Below are 17,545 nucleotides of genomic sequence, written 5' to 3'. Positions count from 1 at the left end.
TCTTCACAGGACTAAAAAAGTTAAGGCTTTAATTGAATATTTTGTAATTCGCCATCAAAAGTCTCTATGAGGCTCTTAATAACTGGCTGTTGCTGTAACAGCTCGGCTGCTCTTTGAAAGGCTTTTTCTTTACGTGCACTTTGAATGGTATAGGGTGTAGATGTATTTAATACCCCATATTCAACTGTAAATTGAGTATTTGGCCATTGCTCATTTAATGCATCAATAAGACCTTGCTGTAATTGGGTCAGCATATTTTCATATTCTTGAGGAATATGGAAAACAGTATTGCCACCAATTTCTCCAGTCATCACCCCATGCTGAGCAAGTTCTTGAACAGCTGGAGAAAGCTGACTATTTCTAAACCAATACTCCCATTTTTCAAGTGTCCACTCGCCTTCTAAGGTTTGTGTAGTGAGCTTTAAAATATCCTGAGGCATAAGCTGCCCAGCATTATTTGTACTCGATTGCTTTTCAACAACAACCGTTTCTACGACCTCTTCAGCTTGCACAAATGACTGTTGTTCAATAACAGGTTCAGAAGCAAGATCAGGCGTATCTTGGGCAAGTGAAAATTCAGCGTTAGGCGTTTCAAATAAACCCATAGGTTCAGCAGTGAAAGCTGGTTCAGATTCAATTTGTTTGGCTTGGGTTTCTGCCTGAACTTGTACTAACTTTTGTTCTGGTACTGGAATGAAATCTTCTTCCAGAACACTAACGGTCTCTTGAACAACTGATGACTCAAGTCCAATCAGCTCATGATGATTTGGATCAAATACCATTAAATCCTGATTAGACCTAGGTTCAGGTTCAGGTTCAGGTTCAGGTTCAGGTTCAGGTTCAGGTTCAGGTTCAGGTTCAGGTTCAGGTTCAGGTTCAGGTTCAGGTTCAGGTTCAGGTTCAGGTTCAGGTTCAATCATAGCGGGTTGGCTAATCACTTCAACAGGCTGAACAGTATTTACTGGAGTAATCTCCTGAGCTGTGGGTTGAGTCTGTTGACTCAAAGCTACCACCGCTTGCTCATTTTGCTGAACTGGCTCTGACACTACAATTTCATTTGGCGCTAAAGGACGGAATGCCAATAAGCGTAAAACGCACATTTCAAAACCTTGTTCTTGCGTTACAGCAAGTTGTAAGTCTGAACGTCCTTTACATGCGATCTGATAATAAAGCTGCAAATCTTGAGCAGAAATTAGCTTAGACAGCTGCATGATTTTGCGATTAATTTCATCGCTATATTTCAAACTTAAATCAGGCAGATATTGCAAAATTGCCAATTCATGCAATGTCGAAATCAACTGATCAAGTACAAGCGAAACATCTAGTGCTTGATGTCTAAATTGTAATAAAAGCTGACTCACCTTTTCACGTTGGTTTTGATGAATCGCTAAAATCAAATCATAAATAATCGTACGGTCAATTAGACCGAGCATTTCTTTAACATCTTGGTGATGTACCGAACCTTGACCATAAGCAATTGCCTGATCGGTTAAAGATAATGCATCACGTAATGATCCTTGTGCAGATTCGGCAATTTGCCAAATCGCATCTTGATCAGAAACGATCTGTTCTTTTTCAAGAATCGCACCAAGATGCTTTGTAATTTCATCTACAGCAAGAGGTCGTAAGGTAAATTGCAAACAACGTGAAATTACCGTAATCGGTAACTTTTGTGGGTCAGTCGTTGCAAACAGAAACTTAACATGTTCGGGTGGTTCTTCTAATGTTTTTAATAACGCATTAAAGGAATGCGTAGATAACATATGTACTTCGTCAATCAGGTAAACTTTAAAACGGCCTTGCGTTGGCGCATAAGGAACGTTGTCTAAAAGTTCACGCGTATCTTCTACTTTTGTTCTTGAAGCAGCATCAATTTCAATCAGGTCAATAAAACGACCTTCATTTACCGCTTTACACGTTGCGCAGACTTCACATGGCGTAGAAGTCACACCTGTTTCGCAGTTTAAACACTTGGCTAAAATACGTGCAATTGTGGTTTTACCCACACCACGCGTTCCTGTAAATAAATAAGCATGGTGTAGACGACCGCGTTCCAATGCACTACTTAATGCACGAGAAACGTGGTTTTGTCCCACTAACTCATTGAAATTACGTGGACGGTATTTTCTAGCAAGTACTTGATACATGTATGCTCCTTTTTACAGGCATAAGCATACTTTGTTTTTAAAAGAGTGTGAACGTATAAAGCTCATATCCGTACAGATAAACTGCGAACTGCCCCATTTGTCTGCACTATCAGTTATTTTAAAGCTTCGGATAAAGAACATTTTGACCGAAGCTTTAAATACCCTAAATCGTTTTAATTCACTTTCTTAGGAAAACTAAACCAGACAAATACAGTTAAAAGGAAAAAACAAATAGCTGAGATTGTAAGCACCCAACTATGGGCATAGCTAAAAGCTTGCTGAGCAACTGCAACCAACTGTCCTCCTAAAGGATTTTCAAGACTAGATGCTAATTGCATGGTTTCACCGATCGAAATACTCGCTTTTTCAATTAAGCTTGTCGGAAGTCCTTCGGGCAAAATAATTGAACGACTATAAAACCAGGACAACATTAACCCGAAAATAGCAACACCCAAACCAGCGCCAAGTTCATAGGCCATACCTTCAATAGCACCTGCTGCACTCGCTTTTTGAGGCGGTACAGATGACATAATGGCAGCAGTTGAGGCCAGCAAAGCAATCTCAATACTAAAGCCTAAAAAGACCATACACGTCCATGCTAAAAAGTGATCGGTCGAGAAGTTAAGCTGAGCAAGTCCCCATAGACTAAATCCACTTATTAAAATACCAACAGTAGATACAAGTCTAAGCCCCCATTTATTTAAGCAAATACCTGCTAATGGGCCACCTAAACTAATTGCGATCATGAAAGGAATAATAAACATGGCTGCCTGTAAGGGAGAAAAACCATGCACAAACTGCAACTCTTGAGACAAGAGTAATTCGAAACCAACCAGAGCAATCATAGAAACCACAGCCATGACAATGCTGGTAGAAATCACTGGATGTTTAAACAATTCCAGATCAATCATTGGCGTGGTCGTTCTTTTTTGGCTTCGAATGAAGTGAATTAAAGTACTTACCCCAATCACAAACATCACAACTGTAAGTACCGAGAAGTTGTACATCGCCGATTTGATTGAATAGATGAGGCTTAAAATGGCTACAACCAAAATTAAAGCTTGCCCTAAGTTAATTGGCTGATCAGTTTTCTCTTGTTGTTTAGGAATGATCATCGCGATCATGACCAGAACCACTAAAATAATCGGAATGTTAATAAGGAAAACAGCTCCCCAATGGAAGTGTTCTAATACAAATCCACCAACCAATGGACCAAAAGCTGCTCCGCCACCACCCACTGTAGACCAAAGACCAAGTGCAAAATTCCTCTGCTTTTCTTCGGTAAAAGCATTACGGATGCCTGATAAAGTGGCCGGAATAAGCATCGCTGCCCCTAGACCTAAAACAGCACGGGAAGCAATTAAGGCATAAGCTGTTGGAGAAAAAGCTGCAGCTAAGGAACCGACTCCAAAAATTGCAGTTCCAATAAATAATAATTTTTTAAAGCCAATACGATCACCAAGTGCACCCATCGGCAAAATCAAACCCGCCATAATCAGTGAATAAATATCAATGACCCATAAAAGCTGATTGGCTGTTAAATTCAATGCTGCACTTAAAGATGGTGTTGCAACATGCATCACCGTTGCATCAATCGTAACTGGTAAATAAATAAGGACGATAATTGTCAGGATTAACCATTTTTTTTGCATAACGCTCTTCAATATCCAAAACTTGGACATGTGTTCAAATCATGGTTATTATATACACAATTGGACACTTGTCCAACTTTTAGTTTTAATGTAATTTGTGTCGAATTCAGTCAGGTGAAAGAAACATGGCCTATCTTAATCGCGATCAACGCAGAGAAATGATTCTGCAAGCAGCCATGCAAGTTGCTTTGGCTGAAGGTTTTACAGCCATGACGGTACGCCGAATCGCAACAGAAGCACAAACATCAACCGGACAAGTTCACCACCACTTTTCTTCGGCATCTCATTTAAAAGCTGAAGCTTTTTTAAAGCTCATGGAACAGCTTGATGAAATTGAACAAACCCTAAAAACGACTAGCCAATTTCAAAGGCTATTCATCTTATTAGGCGCAGAAAATATAGATAGACTTCAGCCCTACTTACGCTTATGGAATGAGGCTGAACTCTTAATTGAACAAGATGTTGAAATACGAAAGGCTTATAACCTTGCCATGCAGAATTGGCATCAAACAATTGTGCAAGCCATTGAATCTGGTAAAAAAGAAGGTGAATTTAAAAATATATCTAATTCAACAGACATAGCTTGGCGACTCATTGCTTTTGTGTGCGGATTAGAAGGTATTTATCAACTTGGTTTACACGGTTTAGCTGAAGAAGACTTTAAGCGTCATACCGAGGCTATTCTTCGTCTAGAATTATTATAAATATAGAAGCTGGCATTAATTAAAATACCAGCTTTAAAACATTAAAATCAGAACCAGCCTTTACGGCCTTTTAAAATTTGGTCAGTGCAACGTAAGGCTTCTTGAGTCAGTCCCCACAAACGGTAATCACCCGTGATTGAACCAATTTGAAAGTTATGGGTATAGGCAAAACTCAGGTCGCGCTCAGGATCGCACCACGCCCCTGAACCATTGTAACCAATATGTCCAAAGCCATTTTTAGCACGTTTACCCATGGTAATAATGCGGTGATATCCTAAACGCCAATTCATCGGAATTGGCATGACTCGATCACGTGCATAACTTTGAATGGTACTGAGTTCTTTAAATACTTCTGGGCGAATAAGTTGCTGTCCATCCCATTCACCGTGATTTGCCAGCATCGCATAAATTTTAGCAAGACTATTTGCAGTAAACGTGCCGTTCGCCGCTGGAATGACTGCTTGTAACCCTTCATCACTAAAGAAACTAAAATGCTTCATTCCTTTTGGAATCATGGCATCCTGAAAATCTTGCGGATCTTGCCCCGTCCACGTAATCATTTTTTCAGAGAGTGAACTCTTGCGTGCTTGAGGCTTTTTAGGTTTTTCAACTTCGGGAGCCGCTGGTTTTTCAGGTTTGGGTTGAATAATTAAACGTGCTACACGGTCTAGCTCACTTGCAGGCGTACCAAAATAAGCGCCGTCTAACTGCAAAGGCTCAACGAGATATTTTTGCATGAGCTGATCTAAAGATTGACCAGTTGCTTTTTCAAGTACTCCACCGACAAGCCAGCCAAATGTTAAAGCTTGATAAGCATTGCCCTCTCCTGCAAGGAATCTAGGCTTAGTCGCCGCGACTACATCTAACATGTGTGACCAGTCGAGCATTTCTCTTGCACTTTCGATAATATTTCGAACATCAAACATACCGCTTTGATGACTTAGCACATGACGTAAAGTCATTTGCTCTTTACCATTTTGAGCAAACTCAGGCCAATAAGTCGCAATCGGTTTGTCGTATTCTAAAAAACCTTCACTTACTAAAATATGCGCTAAAGTTGCAAGCACACCTTTACCTGTAGAGTAGCAAACTGCCAAAGTTTCAGGTTGCCATGCTTCACTTTGTGATTTTAGACCTGTGTAGATATCTACAACTTTCTGGCCTCTAAAATAAACCGCTAATGCAGCTCCACCTTGTCCCGTTCTTGCATCTTGCAGACGGCTAAATTGGTGGGCTAAATCAATAAAACGTTCATCTAAAATACCGTGATAGTTATGGGTATCGGCCAGTAAAATTTCTTTAATCACATGAAGTTCCTTGCATTTTTTGTTATTTTGCTCAAAAGCAGCCCAAACATCTGTTCAGGCTGCTGATATTTTTATAATGCTTTTACAGTTCCTGCAACATGCGGTTTTTGTGATTTTGCATTACGAATCAAGAAATCAGTCTTTTTATCTGCATTGGCAGTTAAAAATTCAACTTTTGACGGTAAGAACATTGGTAGCTTAAACCACACATCTGCTTCATAAGCATTTGGTAATTCGAGGTTCGCTAGTGCTTTAGCTTTGCTCCACATGCCATGCGCAATTGCTTGCTTAAAACCAAATGCTTTTGCTGTAATAGCATGAATGTGAATTAAGTTAAAATCTCCAGACACTTTCGCATAACGGCGGCCTGTGTTTTCTAAAATATTCCACTCTGCCTTTGGAACATAAGCTGGTGCTTGTTCTTCTTTGGCTTTCTCACCCACTCTTTTCTCGACTTTTTGGCGAGATAAATAAGTCGTTAAGCCTTCCATGACCACTTCATTGCCAACTTTTGCCGTGGTAATAAAGTCAAACTGAACACCTTTATCATGCGGTTTTAGTTCCCCAAATTTACATGAAAGAGTGAGTTTTTCAGTTACACCAATCGGTCTAGTTTGTTTAATCTGGTTACGGATATGCACTAAACCTAAAATCGGAAATGGAAAAGCTTCTGCCGTCATCATGTGCATTTGCAAACTTTGAGAAAGCACAGCCAAATAAATTGCGGGAACAAAACCATTATTTTTAAAGCCACATACTTCGTTATAAGCTTTGAGATGACTTTGATCAACCTCAAGACTATCGACCACATATTCAATTTGTGGCAAGATTTTTGGACCTTTAGGCTTTTTAAAAATTAAACCTTGCACCACTTTTGGGTAAGCCAAGGCCGCTTTTGGTAGCTGGCTAAAATGACGAGTATTCATACCTAACCTTTTATAATTTATAGATTCTTTAATAAAAAAGGGATGCACAAGCACCCCTTTTTAGCGAAGAGTGCTTAAGCGCCCAACAAGCTTTGACCACACACACGTACCACGTTGCCATTTACCCCCGTAGAAGCAGTTGATGCAAACCATGCAATCGTTTCTGCTACATCAACAGGTAAACCACCTTGTTGCATTGAGTTCATACGGCGACCAGCTTCACGAATTGCAAATGGAATCGCAGCAGTCATTTGAGTCTCGATAAAGCCAGGTGCAACTGCGTTAATGGTAATACCATTTTTTAAGATAGGTGCAGTAAATTTCACTAGACCAATCACACCTGCTTTCGACGCAGCATAGTTCGTTTGACCAAGGTTACCAGCAATACCGCTAATTGATGATACGCAAACAATACGGCCATTTGCATTTAGACCATCGTTTTCTAACAAGTAGTCATTTACGCGTTCAGCAGCAGACAAGTTAATGTTAATTACCAAGTCCCAAAGCTCTGGCTTCATGTTTGCCAAAGTTTTGTCACGAGTAATACCTGCGTTATGAACAATAATATCTAAACCGCCTTGTTTTGCAGCAGCAGTTTTAATTTTTTCGCCTGCATCAGCAGCAGTAATATCAATTGCCAATGTAGAACCACCAATGTCAGCAGCTACACGGTCAAGGTCAGCTTGTTGTTGTGGTACATCTAGACAAATAACATGAGCACCATCACGTGCCAACACATGTGCAATTGCCTCACCAATACCACGGCTCGCACCAGTTACTAATGCAGTTTTACCAGCAAGCGGTTTTGCCCAATCAACATCAACCACATCTGCTTTAGATACACGAATTACTTGACCAGATACATAAGCTGAACGTGGAGAAAGCAAGAAACGTAATGTTGATTCAAGGTTTGCAGCAGCACCTTCGTCTACATAAACAACTTGAGCGGTAATACCCTTTTTAAATTCTTTACCTACAGATTTGATAAAACCTTCAAGTGCACGCTGAGCAATCGCTTGTTTCACAGTTTTTGCAGTTTCAGGTGTTGTACCAATAACAATCACTCGACCAGAAGTTGCAACTTGACGTGCAATCGGGTTAAAGAATTTATAAAGTTCGTTTAACTGTTCCGAGTTTTGAATACCAGAAGCATCAAATACTACTGCTTTAAATTTTGATTCTTTGTCGCCTGCATTAAATGGACGTAAATTTAAACCAACTTTTGCAGCTTCTTGTTGTAATGCAACATTATTGCCTACATAGCTGTCTGCATGAATATTGCTAAGTACTTGTGCAATCGCACCTGACAATACACTTGACGGCGCTGCGCCAACCAATACTGCACCATTCACTACTGGCTGAGCACTTTCAAAACGCTCTAATACAACAGGCGATGGTAAACCCAAATTTTTAACAACGAATTTACCAATAGGAGATTGTGTAAATGCTTGGTATTGATCAGTCATGATTATTATCTCTCAAAAAAATGATTTTCTACGACAGGCTTCATTATGTTATGAAATGGAGAGGAACAATATGAAATCAGTCGTTCATTAGAGTCATCCCAAATCATACTTGAGTTCATCTTTTGATGTCTTGACCTGAATGCTATCTACCATGTCATTCTAGTCAATACAGGTCTATTTGAATTGTGTTAAGGTAGCTTATAAGAATATCGTTAATATGCTTGGAAAAGCCTTATGAGCAAACCAACTCAAGAAAATCCAGCAGTCGAAAATTCTGCTCAGGAAACCGTGTCAAATACATCAAAGTCGGCTTCTAACACGACTAAGCGTAACAGCACAACGCCTAAAGCAGCAACTAATACTCCAAAAACGACACGTACTCGTTCAACGACTGCACCTGCCCGTAGCCCTCGTACTAAAAGCGCCGCTACAGCACCCCCATCTACATCTTCTAATAATGTAGCTGCAGCACCAAAAGCAACAAAAACCAAAACTTCTGTTCAACAGGATAAAACCATGAGCCAAAACACTGTTCGCCGCGTTGCAATTATTGGTGGCAACCGTATTCCATTTGCACGTTCAAATACTGCTTATTTTAAAGCGTCTAATTCTGACATGCTGACAGCAGCATTAAACGGTTTGGTTGAGCGCTTTAATTTACAAGGTAAGCGTATTGGTGAAGTCGTTGCGGGTGCTGTTTTAAAACACAGCCGTGACTTCAACATGACTCGTGAAGTTGTATTAAGCACAGATCTTGCTCCTGAAACTCCTGCTTATGACATTCAAATTGCTTGTGGTACAGGTTTACAAGCAGCTTTTGTTGTTGCAAATAAAATTGCACTTGGTCAAATCGACGTAGGTATTGCAGGTGGCGTAGACACGACTTCTGATGCTCCGATCGCTGTAGGCGATGGTTTACGTAAAGTTTTACTTGAGCTCAATGTAGCTAAAACTGGTAAAGACCGCCTGAAAGCTTTAACAAAAATTGATTTTAAAAAGCTTCTTGATGCACCAAGTAACGGTGAACCACGTACTGGCCTTTCAATGGGTGAGCACCAAGCAATCACTGCTTTAGAATGGGGTATCACTCGCGAAGCACAAGATGAGTTAGCGGCAAGCAGCCATCAAAAACTTGCTGCTGCTTATGAACGTGGTTTCTTTGATGACTTAATCACGCCATTCTTAGGTCTTAACCGTGACAACAACTTACGTGCAGACAGCACAGTTGAAAAACTTGCTAAATTGAAACCAGTTTTCGGTAAAGGCGAAACTGCAACAATGACAGCAGGTAACTCAACTCCGTTAACTGATGGTGCATCTGTTGTATTGCTTGCTTCTGAAGAATGGGCAAAAGAAAACGGTCATGAAGTTTTAGCTTACCTTTCTTTCTCTGAAACAGCAACTGTTGACTTCATTGGTAAAAATGGCCCTAAAGAAGGCTTATTGATGGCTCCTGCTTATGCAGTACCTCGTATGCTTAAGCGCGCTAACCTTAAACTTCAAGATTTTGATTTCTACGAAATTCATGAAGCATTTGCATCTCAAGTATTGTCTACTTTGAAAGCTTGGGAAGATGAAAAATTCTGTAAAGAACGTCTTGGTTTAGATGCACCTTTGGGTTCAATCGATCGCTCTAAACTGAACGTAAATGGTTCATCTTTAGGTGCAGGCCATCCATTTGCTGCAACTGGTGGTCGTATCTTAGCTACTGCTGCTAAATTGATTAATCAAAAAGGTTCAGGCCGCGCATTAATCTCTATCTGTACGGCAGGTGGTGAAGGTGTGGTTGCAATTGTAGAAAAATAATTTCTATATCGACCTAACAAAATAAGCACCCATCTGGGTGCTTATTTCATTTCAATATATAGTGAATTAATGAAGTGATGCAGCTTTAGCATCTGGGAAAAATTTATCTTCGATATGGTCATAACACCACTGGAAAACAAAGGTATAAACCAAAATACACAAGGTTAAACCGATATCTAAAATAAGTGCATCAATAACACTCATCTGAAGCATATATGCAATCATCGGTACTGTTGCAATCAGCAAACCACCCTCAAAACCAATCGCGTGTAAAATCCGTACAGGGATCGTTCTTTCCCAATTATATTTATGCTCTACTTTTTCGAAATAATGGTTAAAAATCATATTCCAGAAAACTGAAACGACTGCCATAAACACACCGAGTGTACCCGTTACGTCCATTGGCATATCAAAAATAAAACTTAATGCAATCGCAATGATGACCAATAAAATTCCTTCATAACTGATTGCATGAATGAGCCTTCTCTTGGAAATCAACATTTTCAAATACTCAATAATAACTTGGATAATGTGCATTTTATTTTTATAATATTGATTAATCCAATCAGGTTCTTTCAGTTTTTTTGACAGATGAATATTAATCAAGAACAACTACTCATGTTTCAGGCCGTGATTGAAACCGGCTCTTTTTCAGCAGCAGCACGTAAACTTGGCAAAGTTCCTTCGGCTGTAAGCATGTCTATTGCCAACCTAGAAATTGATCTGGACTTAACTTTATTTGACCGTAAAGGCCGTGAACCCGTCCCTACTGATGAAGCACGGGTGTTATACGAAAAGACATCTCAGCTTTTAATTGAGATGAACCAATGGAAACAACATGCTCACGCGTTAAGTACAGGTTTAGAAGCAAACTTAACCATTGTGATTGTCTCTGAACTTTTACACACCAATTGGACTGACTATATTTGTCTTTTAGAAAGTCGTTTCCCTGACTTACAAATTAATATTGTGTCTGCGCCTCAAGAAGATGCTCTTCAAATGTTATTAGACGGCTCTGCCCAACTAGCACTGATGTTTGAACGCGAGCACCTAGATAACAGAGAACAATTTGTAGAGCTTAAACGTGAGGCTTTAATTCCTGTTATTTCAAATAACCATCCCCTAGCAAGCCAAAATCAGGTTTCTTATGAACAAATCCTTACTACACGACAAATTGTAGTTGCAAGCCGAGATGAAACTTTAAAGCCAGAATTGCTTTTTTCGAAACATTATTGGCGTACAGACAACCATCACTCTGCTTGCTTAATGATTTTGCGTAATTTGGGTTGGGGGGTTCTTCCTCAAGAAATGTTTAAAGAAAACCCAGAATTAAAAAATAAGCTTAAAGTATTGGATTTACTAGATTTCACACCCAGATTCGAATATTACGTCGATTTAGTTTGGAGTCGTGAAAGTGAGCTTGGGGCTGCAGCCAGATTTCTGATTGAATATATCCGCAAGCAACGAATGCAACAGGCGCCTTAAAATTATTTCAATTTAGATGCAGAACCTAAACGTTTTTCTTTGAAATATAACAATTGATATATCGACAGCAGGAATAGACTTTGTGCTATAAAGAAAACATAAGATTTATTACTGAAGATGTTGAATATCAATGACTCATACAGCACTTGACCAATTAAAAACATTAACGACCGTTGTTGCCGACAGTAGCGACCTTGATGCAATTCGTAAGTTCCGTCCATTAGACGCGACGACTAACCCTTCATTAATTACGGCAGCAGCAGAACAACCTGAAAGTAAAGAGCTGATTGAAGATGCTTATTATCAAGCCAAAGAAGAAGGCTATAGTAACGATGAGTTAATCGAAAGAACCATTGATATTTTGACTGTAAAATTTGGCGTAGAAATTTTAAAACTCATTGAAGGCCGTGTTTCTACAGAAGTTGATGCTGCCCTTTCATACAACACCGAAGCAACCATTCAAAAAGCACATGAATTATGTGAACTTTACAAAGGTTATGGTATTGACCAGTCACGTATTCTGATTAAAATCGCGTCAACTTGGGAAGGTATTCAAGCTGCTAAAGTACTTGAAGCGGAAGGAATTGCGTGTAACCTCACCCTCCTTTTCGGTTTACATCAAGCACAAGCTTGTGCAGATGCAAAAGTCACTTTAATTTCACCATTTGTAGGCCGTATTTTAGACTGGTACAAAAAAGCTGAAGGTGTAGATTCTTACCCAATCGAAAAAGACCCAGGCGTAGTTTCAGTTAAAAAAATCTACACTTACTACAAACAGCAAAATATTCCAACTCAAGTGATGGGTGCGAGCTTCCGTAGCATTGATCAAGTACTTGGGCTTGCGGGTTGCGATCTACTAACAATCTCTCCTGGTCTACTTACCCAACTTGAGCAAGATACACGTACAGTTGAGGCAGCTCTTGATGCGACCAAGTCAAAGCAAGCAGATGCGATTGTTAGACCAGCTCAAGATGAACAAAGTTTTAAAGACGAACTTAATCATGACTTAATGGCATTCCAACTTTTACAAGGTGGTGTTGATGGCTTTATTAAAGCTCGTGACCAGTTAAGTTTTTTATTACGTCAATCCTTTGGAATTGATGGGGAAATTAAACCTTAAAAACTGCACTTTTCATACAAAATCACCGATTTTTGTTATCATGGCAAAAATCGGTTTTTTTATTGGGTTTCTCGTGTTCGGCATAACAGATTTAACAACATATATTATTGGTACATTCCTAATTGTGTTATTGCCGGGACCCAATTCTCTTTATGTGATGTCAATTGCTTCACGTTACGGCATTAAAACTGGTTATATGGGCGCATTCGGTATTTTCACTGGTGACCTTATTTTAATGCTGTGTACAGTTCTTGGTGCTGCTTCTTTACTCAAAGCATTTCCATGGGTATTTGTTATTCTTAAATTAACAGGTGCACTTTACCTATCTTATTTAGGCTTTAAACTCTTACAAGGCAGTATTCAACGTTGGAAACAACGTAATCAACCACAACCAGAAATGGCTGATTTACCCGCTTTAGATAAAGTTCATCCTTATAAAACAGCACTCAGTATTAGTTTACTTAACCCCAAAGCGATTTTATTTTTCCTATCTTTCTTTGTTCAATTTGTTGAACCCGACTATGCCTACCCCGCTCTAAGCTTTTTAATTTTAGCGGTTATTTTACAGGTGATTAGTTTTAGCTATTTAACGGCATTAATCTTCTCTGGAATTAAACTTTCAGCATTTTTTAAAGAAAACCATAAAATTGCAGCAAGTAGTGTTTTTTTAGTCGGAATTCTATTTTTCGGATTCGGTTTAAAACTAGCAACTTCAACGATCTAATCATCTTTACCTATACGTTTTGCATTATAAATTTAAAACATGATGAGCTCCTAAAATGCCAACATACCATCTGTTTTAACTTCATTTAGAACAAAAAACGTTCGAACCTGTCTTACGCCGGGTAAAGCAATAATTTTTTCACTATGGAATCGGTTAAAAGCGGCTAAATCTTTGACTCGGATTTTTAGAAAATAATCGACTTCCCCAGCAACCAGATAACACTCCAGCACATTCTCCAAATCACCTGCGGCCTGTTCAAATGCCTGAAAGCTGTCTGGAGTTGAACGGTCCAAAACCACACCAACGAGCACCACCGTATCACGCTGCACCATGCTTGGATTGATCCGAGCGCGCACATCTAAGATTGCCCCAATTTTAAAAAGACGTTGAGTGTGATTCCAACAAGATGAAGTACTGATTCCTACAAGTTTGGCCAGCTCAGCATTACTTAAACGTCCATTCTCTTGTAAAGCACGCATAATTTTGAGTTCAAGTACTGTCAAATTTTCAGCCTGTTCTTCCATAAAATAATATCCCAAATTTAGTATTCCCTATGGAATAAATAATAGCATTATTCAATAATTTGAAAATATTATTTCCAATTTAAGTTAAAAATAGAAAGCACCTTCTTTAAAAAAATTGCTAAATTCACCTCAATTAGAAGCCATGGCAGAAGCCTATTCACTTTTCTTGGATTTAAAACACTTATTATGCAAAAGATTCTTCAAGATTTTTCAATTCCAGCAGTATTTGCCGGCTTTATTACTTTTTTAATAGGTATTAGTGTTTCGGCCGTTTTAGTCATTCAGGCTGCTCAAGCTTTAGGAGCTTCACCCGAGCAAATCACCTCTTGGTTTTGGGCCTTAGGCTTAGGTATTGGTCTATCAGGACTTATCCTTTCTTGGAAATTTAAATACCCTGTAGCAACTGCATGGTCAACCGCAGGCCTCGCTTTAATTATGGCAACAGGCAGTGGCTATAGCTTAAATGAAGCCATTGGAGCTTTTTTAATAGGGGGTTTACTGACTGCTATTTTAGGCTTTTCAGGTATATTTCAAAAAGCACTTTCATATATTCCTCAAAGCTTAACCAGTGCTATGCTTGCAGGTGTTTTACTCAAATTTGGTATTTCCCTGTTCGCCAGTTTACAAAATGATTGGGAATTCGTTTTATCCTTACTTGTCATTTATATCATTACAAAAAAATTATGGCCGCGTTATAGCATTGTATTTACTGCTCTTGCAGGTATTGCTCTATGTCCTGTCTTTTTAGAGTTTCATATGCCGACTCTTCAGTGGTCTTTGGCGAAACCAGTTTGGATTAGTCCTGAATTTAGCTGGTCAGCACTTTTAGGATTAGCTCTTCCACTTTTTGTGATTAGCATGGCGTCTCAATATTTACCCGGAATTGCCATGATCAAAAGTTATGGCTATAAACCACATGTTAATCAACTGATTGGCTGGACAGGTTTAACCCAAGTTGTGCTTGCACCTTTTGGCTGTTATAGCGTCAATATTGCTGCAATTAGTGCTGCGGTAAGCTTAGATGATCAAGTCCACCCAGACCCAAGTAAACGCTATATTGCTGGCATGAGCTGTGGCTTTTTCTATATCTTAATGGGTTTGTTTGCTGCAACGCTGACAAGCTTACTGATGTCTTTTCCACATATCTTTATTGTAGCTTTAGCTGGCATTGCTTTATTTGGTACGATCAGCCACAACATAGCCATCGCATTTACTCAGGTTGAAGACCGCGAAGCTGCATTATTTACCTTTTTATGCAGCGCTTCAGGCATTCAATTTTTTGGTATCGGTTCAGCCTTTTGGGGACTCATTGTCGGTCTTATTGTATTTGTAGTACTTAAATTTAAAGTCAAAAAAAGTTAATAAAAAAAGCGTTCATAGCCCCTTTTTCAATGCTATGAACGCTTTTTAATCTTATTTTTATAGCTCTCTTACTACCACTGATTTTGCCATTTTGTCATGCCAGCCTTGTTTTTTAGCATCAAATGCGACCCAAAAAAGACCAATACCAAATACTATAATTGACGGTATATAGCCAATATATCGAATAATACTCTGCATGAGTGTAAGCTTATCGCCGGTTTTTTCATCTAAAACCTTTAGTCGCATCAATCGCTTGCCTGGCGTTCCTGCAAAATACAGCCAACATAAAACTGAATACAACAAAGGAAAGGCATAGTTCACTATTAAATCAAACCAATAATTTTGTGGCTTCGTACTTAAACCAGTAGCAAAGACTAAATCATAATCCCCTTGATAAAAAATCCATGCGGCAGGAATAATTGCTAAAAAAAGAATAAGAGTATCAATAATCATTGCACCAAATCTTAACCAGAACCCTGCATACTCATACTTATAAGTCATGCTCACCTCGCTTTGTTATTGTTTAATCGCTAAAAAATGCTTTTACAATTTTACTTTTATCCTAAATGAAACTTTTTTATTTTTAAACACTTAATTAAATTTTAAATTTTCTTCTTTTATATTTTATTGAAATAATTTTGATTAAAAAAATGTTATTAAACTAAAACTTATCATAAAAATAATTCAATTTTTTTAGAACTGAAATTTTCTTTTCAGTTCTATTAAAATAATTCTATAGACAATCAAAAATACAAATTCATATTATATTTATTTCCAAAATAAAATATCTAATTTAAACTCTTTCTTTAATAGTAATGCTGCAAATAATAATGCTAATCCTATAAAAATTAAAAAAACACTTAAACTGACTAATCCACAAATAATCGCTACACTGCCTAATATAGCTAAAACATAAAATATAATTACACTGAGTGTTGGCATTTCAATTTATTCCACTACTTAAAATAAAAGCAATTTATTCTATCGAGTTTATAAACGATTGCTGTTTTCAAATGTTGATTACACTATTAATTTGTATCTTTATACAATGAACATGTTATTAAACCTATTTAGTGTTACTTTAGTTTAATATGCTGTGATGAATTTCACATAACTTTTATTTAATTTCAAAGTAATGCTTTTCAGTCACAAGTTTAATTTTTAAATTTTTATATAATCGTTCTTTTGAATCTTCAAGAGAAGGAACAACTTTTTCTGCAAATTTATCTTCTGCCATCAATCTGGCATAAGTTTTATAACCAATGACTAACTTTTCCGGTTCTTTACCTGTTTGACGGAATTCCTCTAAAAGCTTATTCACTTTCTTTGCTGTTAAATCAGCCATCTTCTTCTCCCCCTTCATTTACTATTTTGTTATACGTTTTCTATATGACAGAAATATGAACAGTAATTTTTTGTAATTTTCATGTAAATATTATCGATTGTTTAGCAATAACGCTTAAACTCAATCAACGCCAATAAAAAACCAAAACAAACGATTGATTTTAAATAAATTTATTTAATTTTCAGTTACATTGATCGAATAGATGTCTACCAAGAATGAAATATGTTAATCTTTAATTAATAAATGCTTCATACATATAACAACTGTAAATAAGAGGAATAACATTATGAATTACCAACATATTATTGTACCAGTCGACGGTTCTGAAATTTCTTTTGCAGCAGCAAGACAAGCCGCACATATTGCAAAGGCATTTGGAAGTAAATTGACCGCTATTAGCTTAGTTGCGGTAGATCCTTTTAGTGGCGTAGATTTTTATTACATCTCACCTGTTGTAAAAGATTATTTTGTTGAAGCACGCGCCAATGCAGAAAAAACCCTCGCAAAAGTAAAAACTTTATGCGCCGAAGAAGGTATTGATGCTGAAACTCAAATTATCCAAGGTGAAATTTCTTCAGATGGCATTCTTAAAGCTGTAGAGGGCTTAGGTTCCGATTTGATTGTGATTGGTTCTCATGGTCGTAAAGGCTTCCAAAAGCTTATTTTAGGTAGTTTTGCTCAAGATGTTTTAAACAGCACTAAAATTCAGGTATTGGTTGTAAAAGAATAAACCTTATTTAGAGGCATAAAACCCAATCTTTAGATTGGGTTTTTTAATAAAACAAACGTATAAATTTTACACTAGCCAAAATTCTAGCTAGAATAGTTTATTATTCTTTTCAATTTCGTGAGTCACGCCAATGAAGTAAGTCTTTTTTCTCATCATTTTTTTCTTTTTTTGATGTGCAAAATAGACTATTTTTTGTGATTTAACGTCTCTGCTTAAAACTACTTTTACTATTTTGTACATCCTGTAT

At 37.9% G+C, this 17,545-nt stretch carries 17 protein-coding genes; 7 read left to right on the top strand and 10 right to left on the bottom strand.

Going from position 1 to position 17,545, the window contains the following annotated elements; genetic code table 11:
- Positions 1-20: 20 nt before the first annotated feature.
- Together ACINWC141_RS08310 and amvA are read right to left on the bottom strand one after the other, a co-directional pair.
- Positions 21-2,147: a DNA polymerase III subunit gamma/tau gene (locus tag ACINWC141_RS08310; RefSeq protein ID WP_009390120.1), complete on the bottom strand. Its 2,127-nt coding sequence runs from the start codon at positions 2,145-2,147 to the stop codon at positions 21-23.
- Positions 2,148-2,320: 173 nt separating this feature from the next.
- Positions 2,321-3,799, bottom strand: a complete 1,479-nt coding sequence (gene amvA, locus ACINWC141_RS08305; protein WP_009390121.1) for a multidrug efflux MFS transporter AmvA — start codon at positions 3,797-3,799, stop codon at positions 2,321-2,323.
- A gap of 125 nt (positions 3,800-3,924) precedes the next feature.
- Here amvA and ACINWC141_RS08300 point away from each other — a divergent pair, with 125 nt between their 5' ends.
- The gene (locus tag ACINWC141_RS08300) at positions 3,925-4,503 is read left to right on the top strand and encodes a TetR family transcriptional regulator (protein ID WP_009390237.1); all 579 of its coding nucleotides are present in this window, start codon (positions 3,925-3,927) and stop codon (positions 4,501-4,503) included.
- 47 nt (positions 4,504-4,550) lie between these two features.
- On the opposite strand, the gene ACINWC141_RS08295 is transcribed toward ACINWC141_RS08300, so the two are convergent.
- From ACINWC141_RS08295 to ACINWC141_RS08285, 3 genes are all read right to left on the bottom strand, one after another.
- Positions 4,551-5,810 carry an EstA family serine hydrolase gene (locus ACINWC141_RS08295; protein WP_009390134.1) on the bottom strand — a complete coding sequence of 420 codons (1,260 nt, stop codon included), beginning with the start codon at positions 5,808-5,810 and terminating at the stop codon, positions 4,551-4,553.
- A 71-nt stretch (positions 5,811-5,881) separates the two neighbouring features.
- Positions 5,882-6,736, bottom strand: a complete 855-nt coding sequence (locus ACINWC141_RS08290; RefSeq protein WP_009390099.1) for a MaoC family dehydratase — start codon at positions 6,734-6,736, stop codon at positions 5,882-5,884.
- 74 nt (positions 6,737-6,810) lie between these two features.
- On the bottom strand, positions 6,811-8,202 hold the full coding sequence (locus ACINWC141_RS08285) for a 3-oxoacyl-ACP reductase (RefSeq protein WP_009390198.1): 1,392 nt from the start codon (positions 8,200-8,202) through the stop codon (positions 6,811-6,813).
- Positions 8,203-8,436: 234 nt separating this feature from the next.
- Here ACINWC141_RS08285 and ACINWC141_RS08280 point away from each other — a divergent pair, with 234 nt between their 5' ends.
- Positions 8,437-10,008: an acetyl-CoA C-acetyltransferase gene (locus ACINWC141_RS08280; protein ID WP_009390145.1), complete on the top strand. Its 1,572-nt coding sequence runs from the start codon at positions 8,437-8,439 to the stop codon at positions 10,006-10,008.
- Between the two features lie 66 nt (positions 10,009-10,074).
- On the opposite strand, the gene aceI is transcribed toward ACINWC141_RS08280, so the two are convergent.
- Positions 10,075-10,509: a chlorhexidine efflux PACE transporter AceI gene (aceI, locus tag ACINWC141_RS08275; protein ID WP_155757888.1), complete on the bottom strand. Its 435-nt coding sequence runs from the start codon at positions 10,507-10,509 to the stop codon at positions 10,075-10,077.
- Between the two features lie 90 nt (positions 10,510-10,599).
- Here aceI and aceR point away from each other — a divergent pair, with 90 nt between their 5' ends.
- From aceR to leuE, 3 genes are all read left to right on the top strand, one after another.
- The gene (gene aceR / locus ACINWC141_RS08270; RefSeq protein WP_009390304.1) at positions 10,600-11,493 is read left to right on the top strand and encodes an HTH-type transcriptional regulator AceR; all 894 of its coding nucleotides are present in this window, start codon (positions 10,600-10,602) and stop codon (positions 11,491-11,493) included.
- Between the two features lie 130 nt (positions 11,494-11,623).
- Positions 11,624-12,613, top strand: coding sequence for a transaldolase (tal, locus tag ACINWC141_RS08265; protein WP_009390280.1), 990 nt, complete (start codon positions 11,624-11,626; stop codon positions 12,611-12,613).
- A gap of 73 nt (positions 12,614-12,686) precedes the next feature.
- Positions 12,687-13,337, top strand: coding sequence for a leucine efflux protein LeuE (leuE, locus tag ACINWC141_RS08260; RefSeq protein WP_034678067.1), 651 nt, complete (start codon positions 12,687-12,689; stop codon positions 13,335-13,337).
- A gap of 50 nt (positions 13,338-13,387) precedes the next feature.
- Here leuE and ACINWC141_RS08255 read toward each other — a convergent pair whose 3' ends face one another.
- Positions 13,388-13,861 (bottom strand): Lrp/AsnC family transcriptional regulator, encoded by a 474-nt coding sequence (locus ACINWC141_RS08255; protein WP_009390122.1) that lies wholly within the window; start codon positions 13,859-13,861, stop codon positions 13,388-13,390.
- A gap of 186 nt (positions 13,862-14,047) precedes the next feature.
- Between ACINWC141_RS08255 and ACINWC141_RS08250 the strand changes: the two genes are divergently transcribed.
- Positions 14,048-15,223, top strand: coding sequence for a benzoate/H(+) symporter BenE family transporter (locus ACINWC141_RS08250; protein WP_009390097.1), 1,176 nt, complete (start codon positions 14,048-14,050; stop codon positions 15,221-15,223).
- A gap of 57 nt (positions 15,224-15,280) precedes the next feature.
- Here the strand turns inward: ACINWC141_RS08250 and ACINWC141_RS08245 are convergent, their stop codons facing one another.
- The 3 genes from ACINWC141_RS08245 to ACINWC141_RS08235 all read right to left on the bottom strand — a co-directional run bounded on the left by ACINWC141_RS08245 (position 15,281) and on the right by ACINWC141_RS08235 (position 16,568).
- Positions 15,281-15,724: an RDD family protein gene (locus ACINWC141_RS08245; RefSeq protein ID WP_009390068.1), complete on the bottom strand. Its 444-nt coding sequence runs from the start codon at positions 15,722-15,724 to the stop codon at positions 15,281-15,283.
- 267 nt (positions 15,725-15,991) lie between these two features.
- Positions 15,992-16,165: a hypothetical protein gene (locus tag ACINWC141_RS19515; RefSeq protein WP_009390142.1), complete on the bottom strand. Its 174-nt coding sequence runs from the start codon at positions 16,163-16,165 to the stop codon at positions 15,992-15,994.
- Positions 16,166-16,340: 175 nt separating this feature from the next.
- On the bottom strand, positions 16,341-16,568 hold the full coding sequence (locus tag ACINWC141_RS08235) for a hypothetical protein (RefSeq protein ID WP_009390128.1): 228 nt from the start codon (positions 16,566-16,568) through the stop codon (positions 16,341-16,343).
- A 286-nt stretch (positions 16,569-16,854) separates the two neighbouring features.
- Between ACINWC141_RS08235 and ACINWC141_RS08230 the strand changes: the two genes are divergently transcribed.
- On the top strand, positions 16,855-17,298 hold the full coding sequence (locus ACINWC141_RS08230) for a universal stress protein (RefSeq protein WP_009390098.1): 444 nt from the start codon (positions 16,855-16,857) through the stop codon (positions 17,296-17,298).
- Positions 17,299-17,545: the final 247 nt, after the last annotated feature.

Origin of the sequence: Acinetobacter sp. WC-141, from assembly GCF_000313935.1 — a bacterium.
Lineage (GTDB): Bacteria > Pseudomonadota > Gammaproteobacteria > Pseudomonadales > Moraxellaceae > Acinetobacter.
Note: the sequence above shows the minus strand (reverse complement) of the source record. Positions and strands in the feature narration are given on the sequence as shown.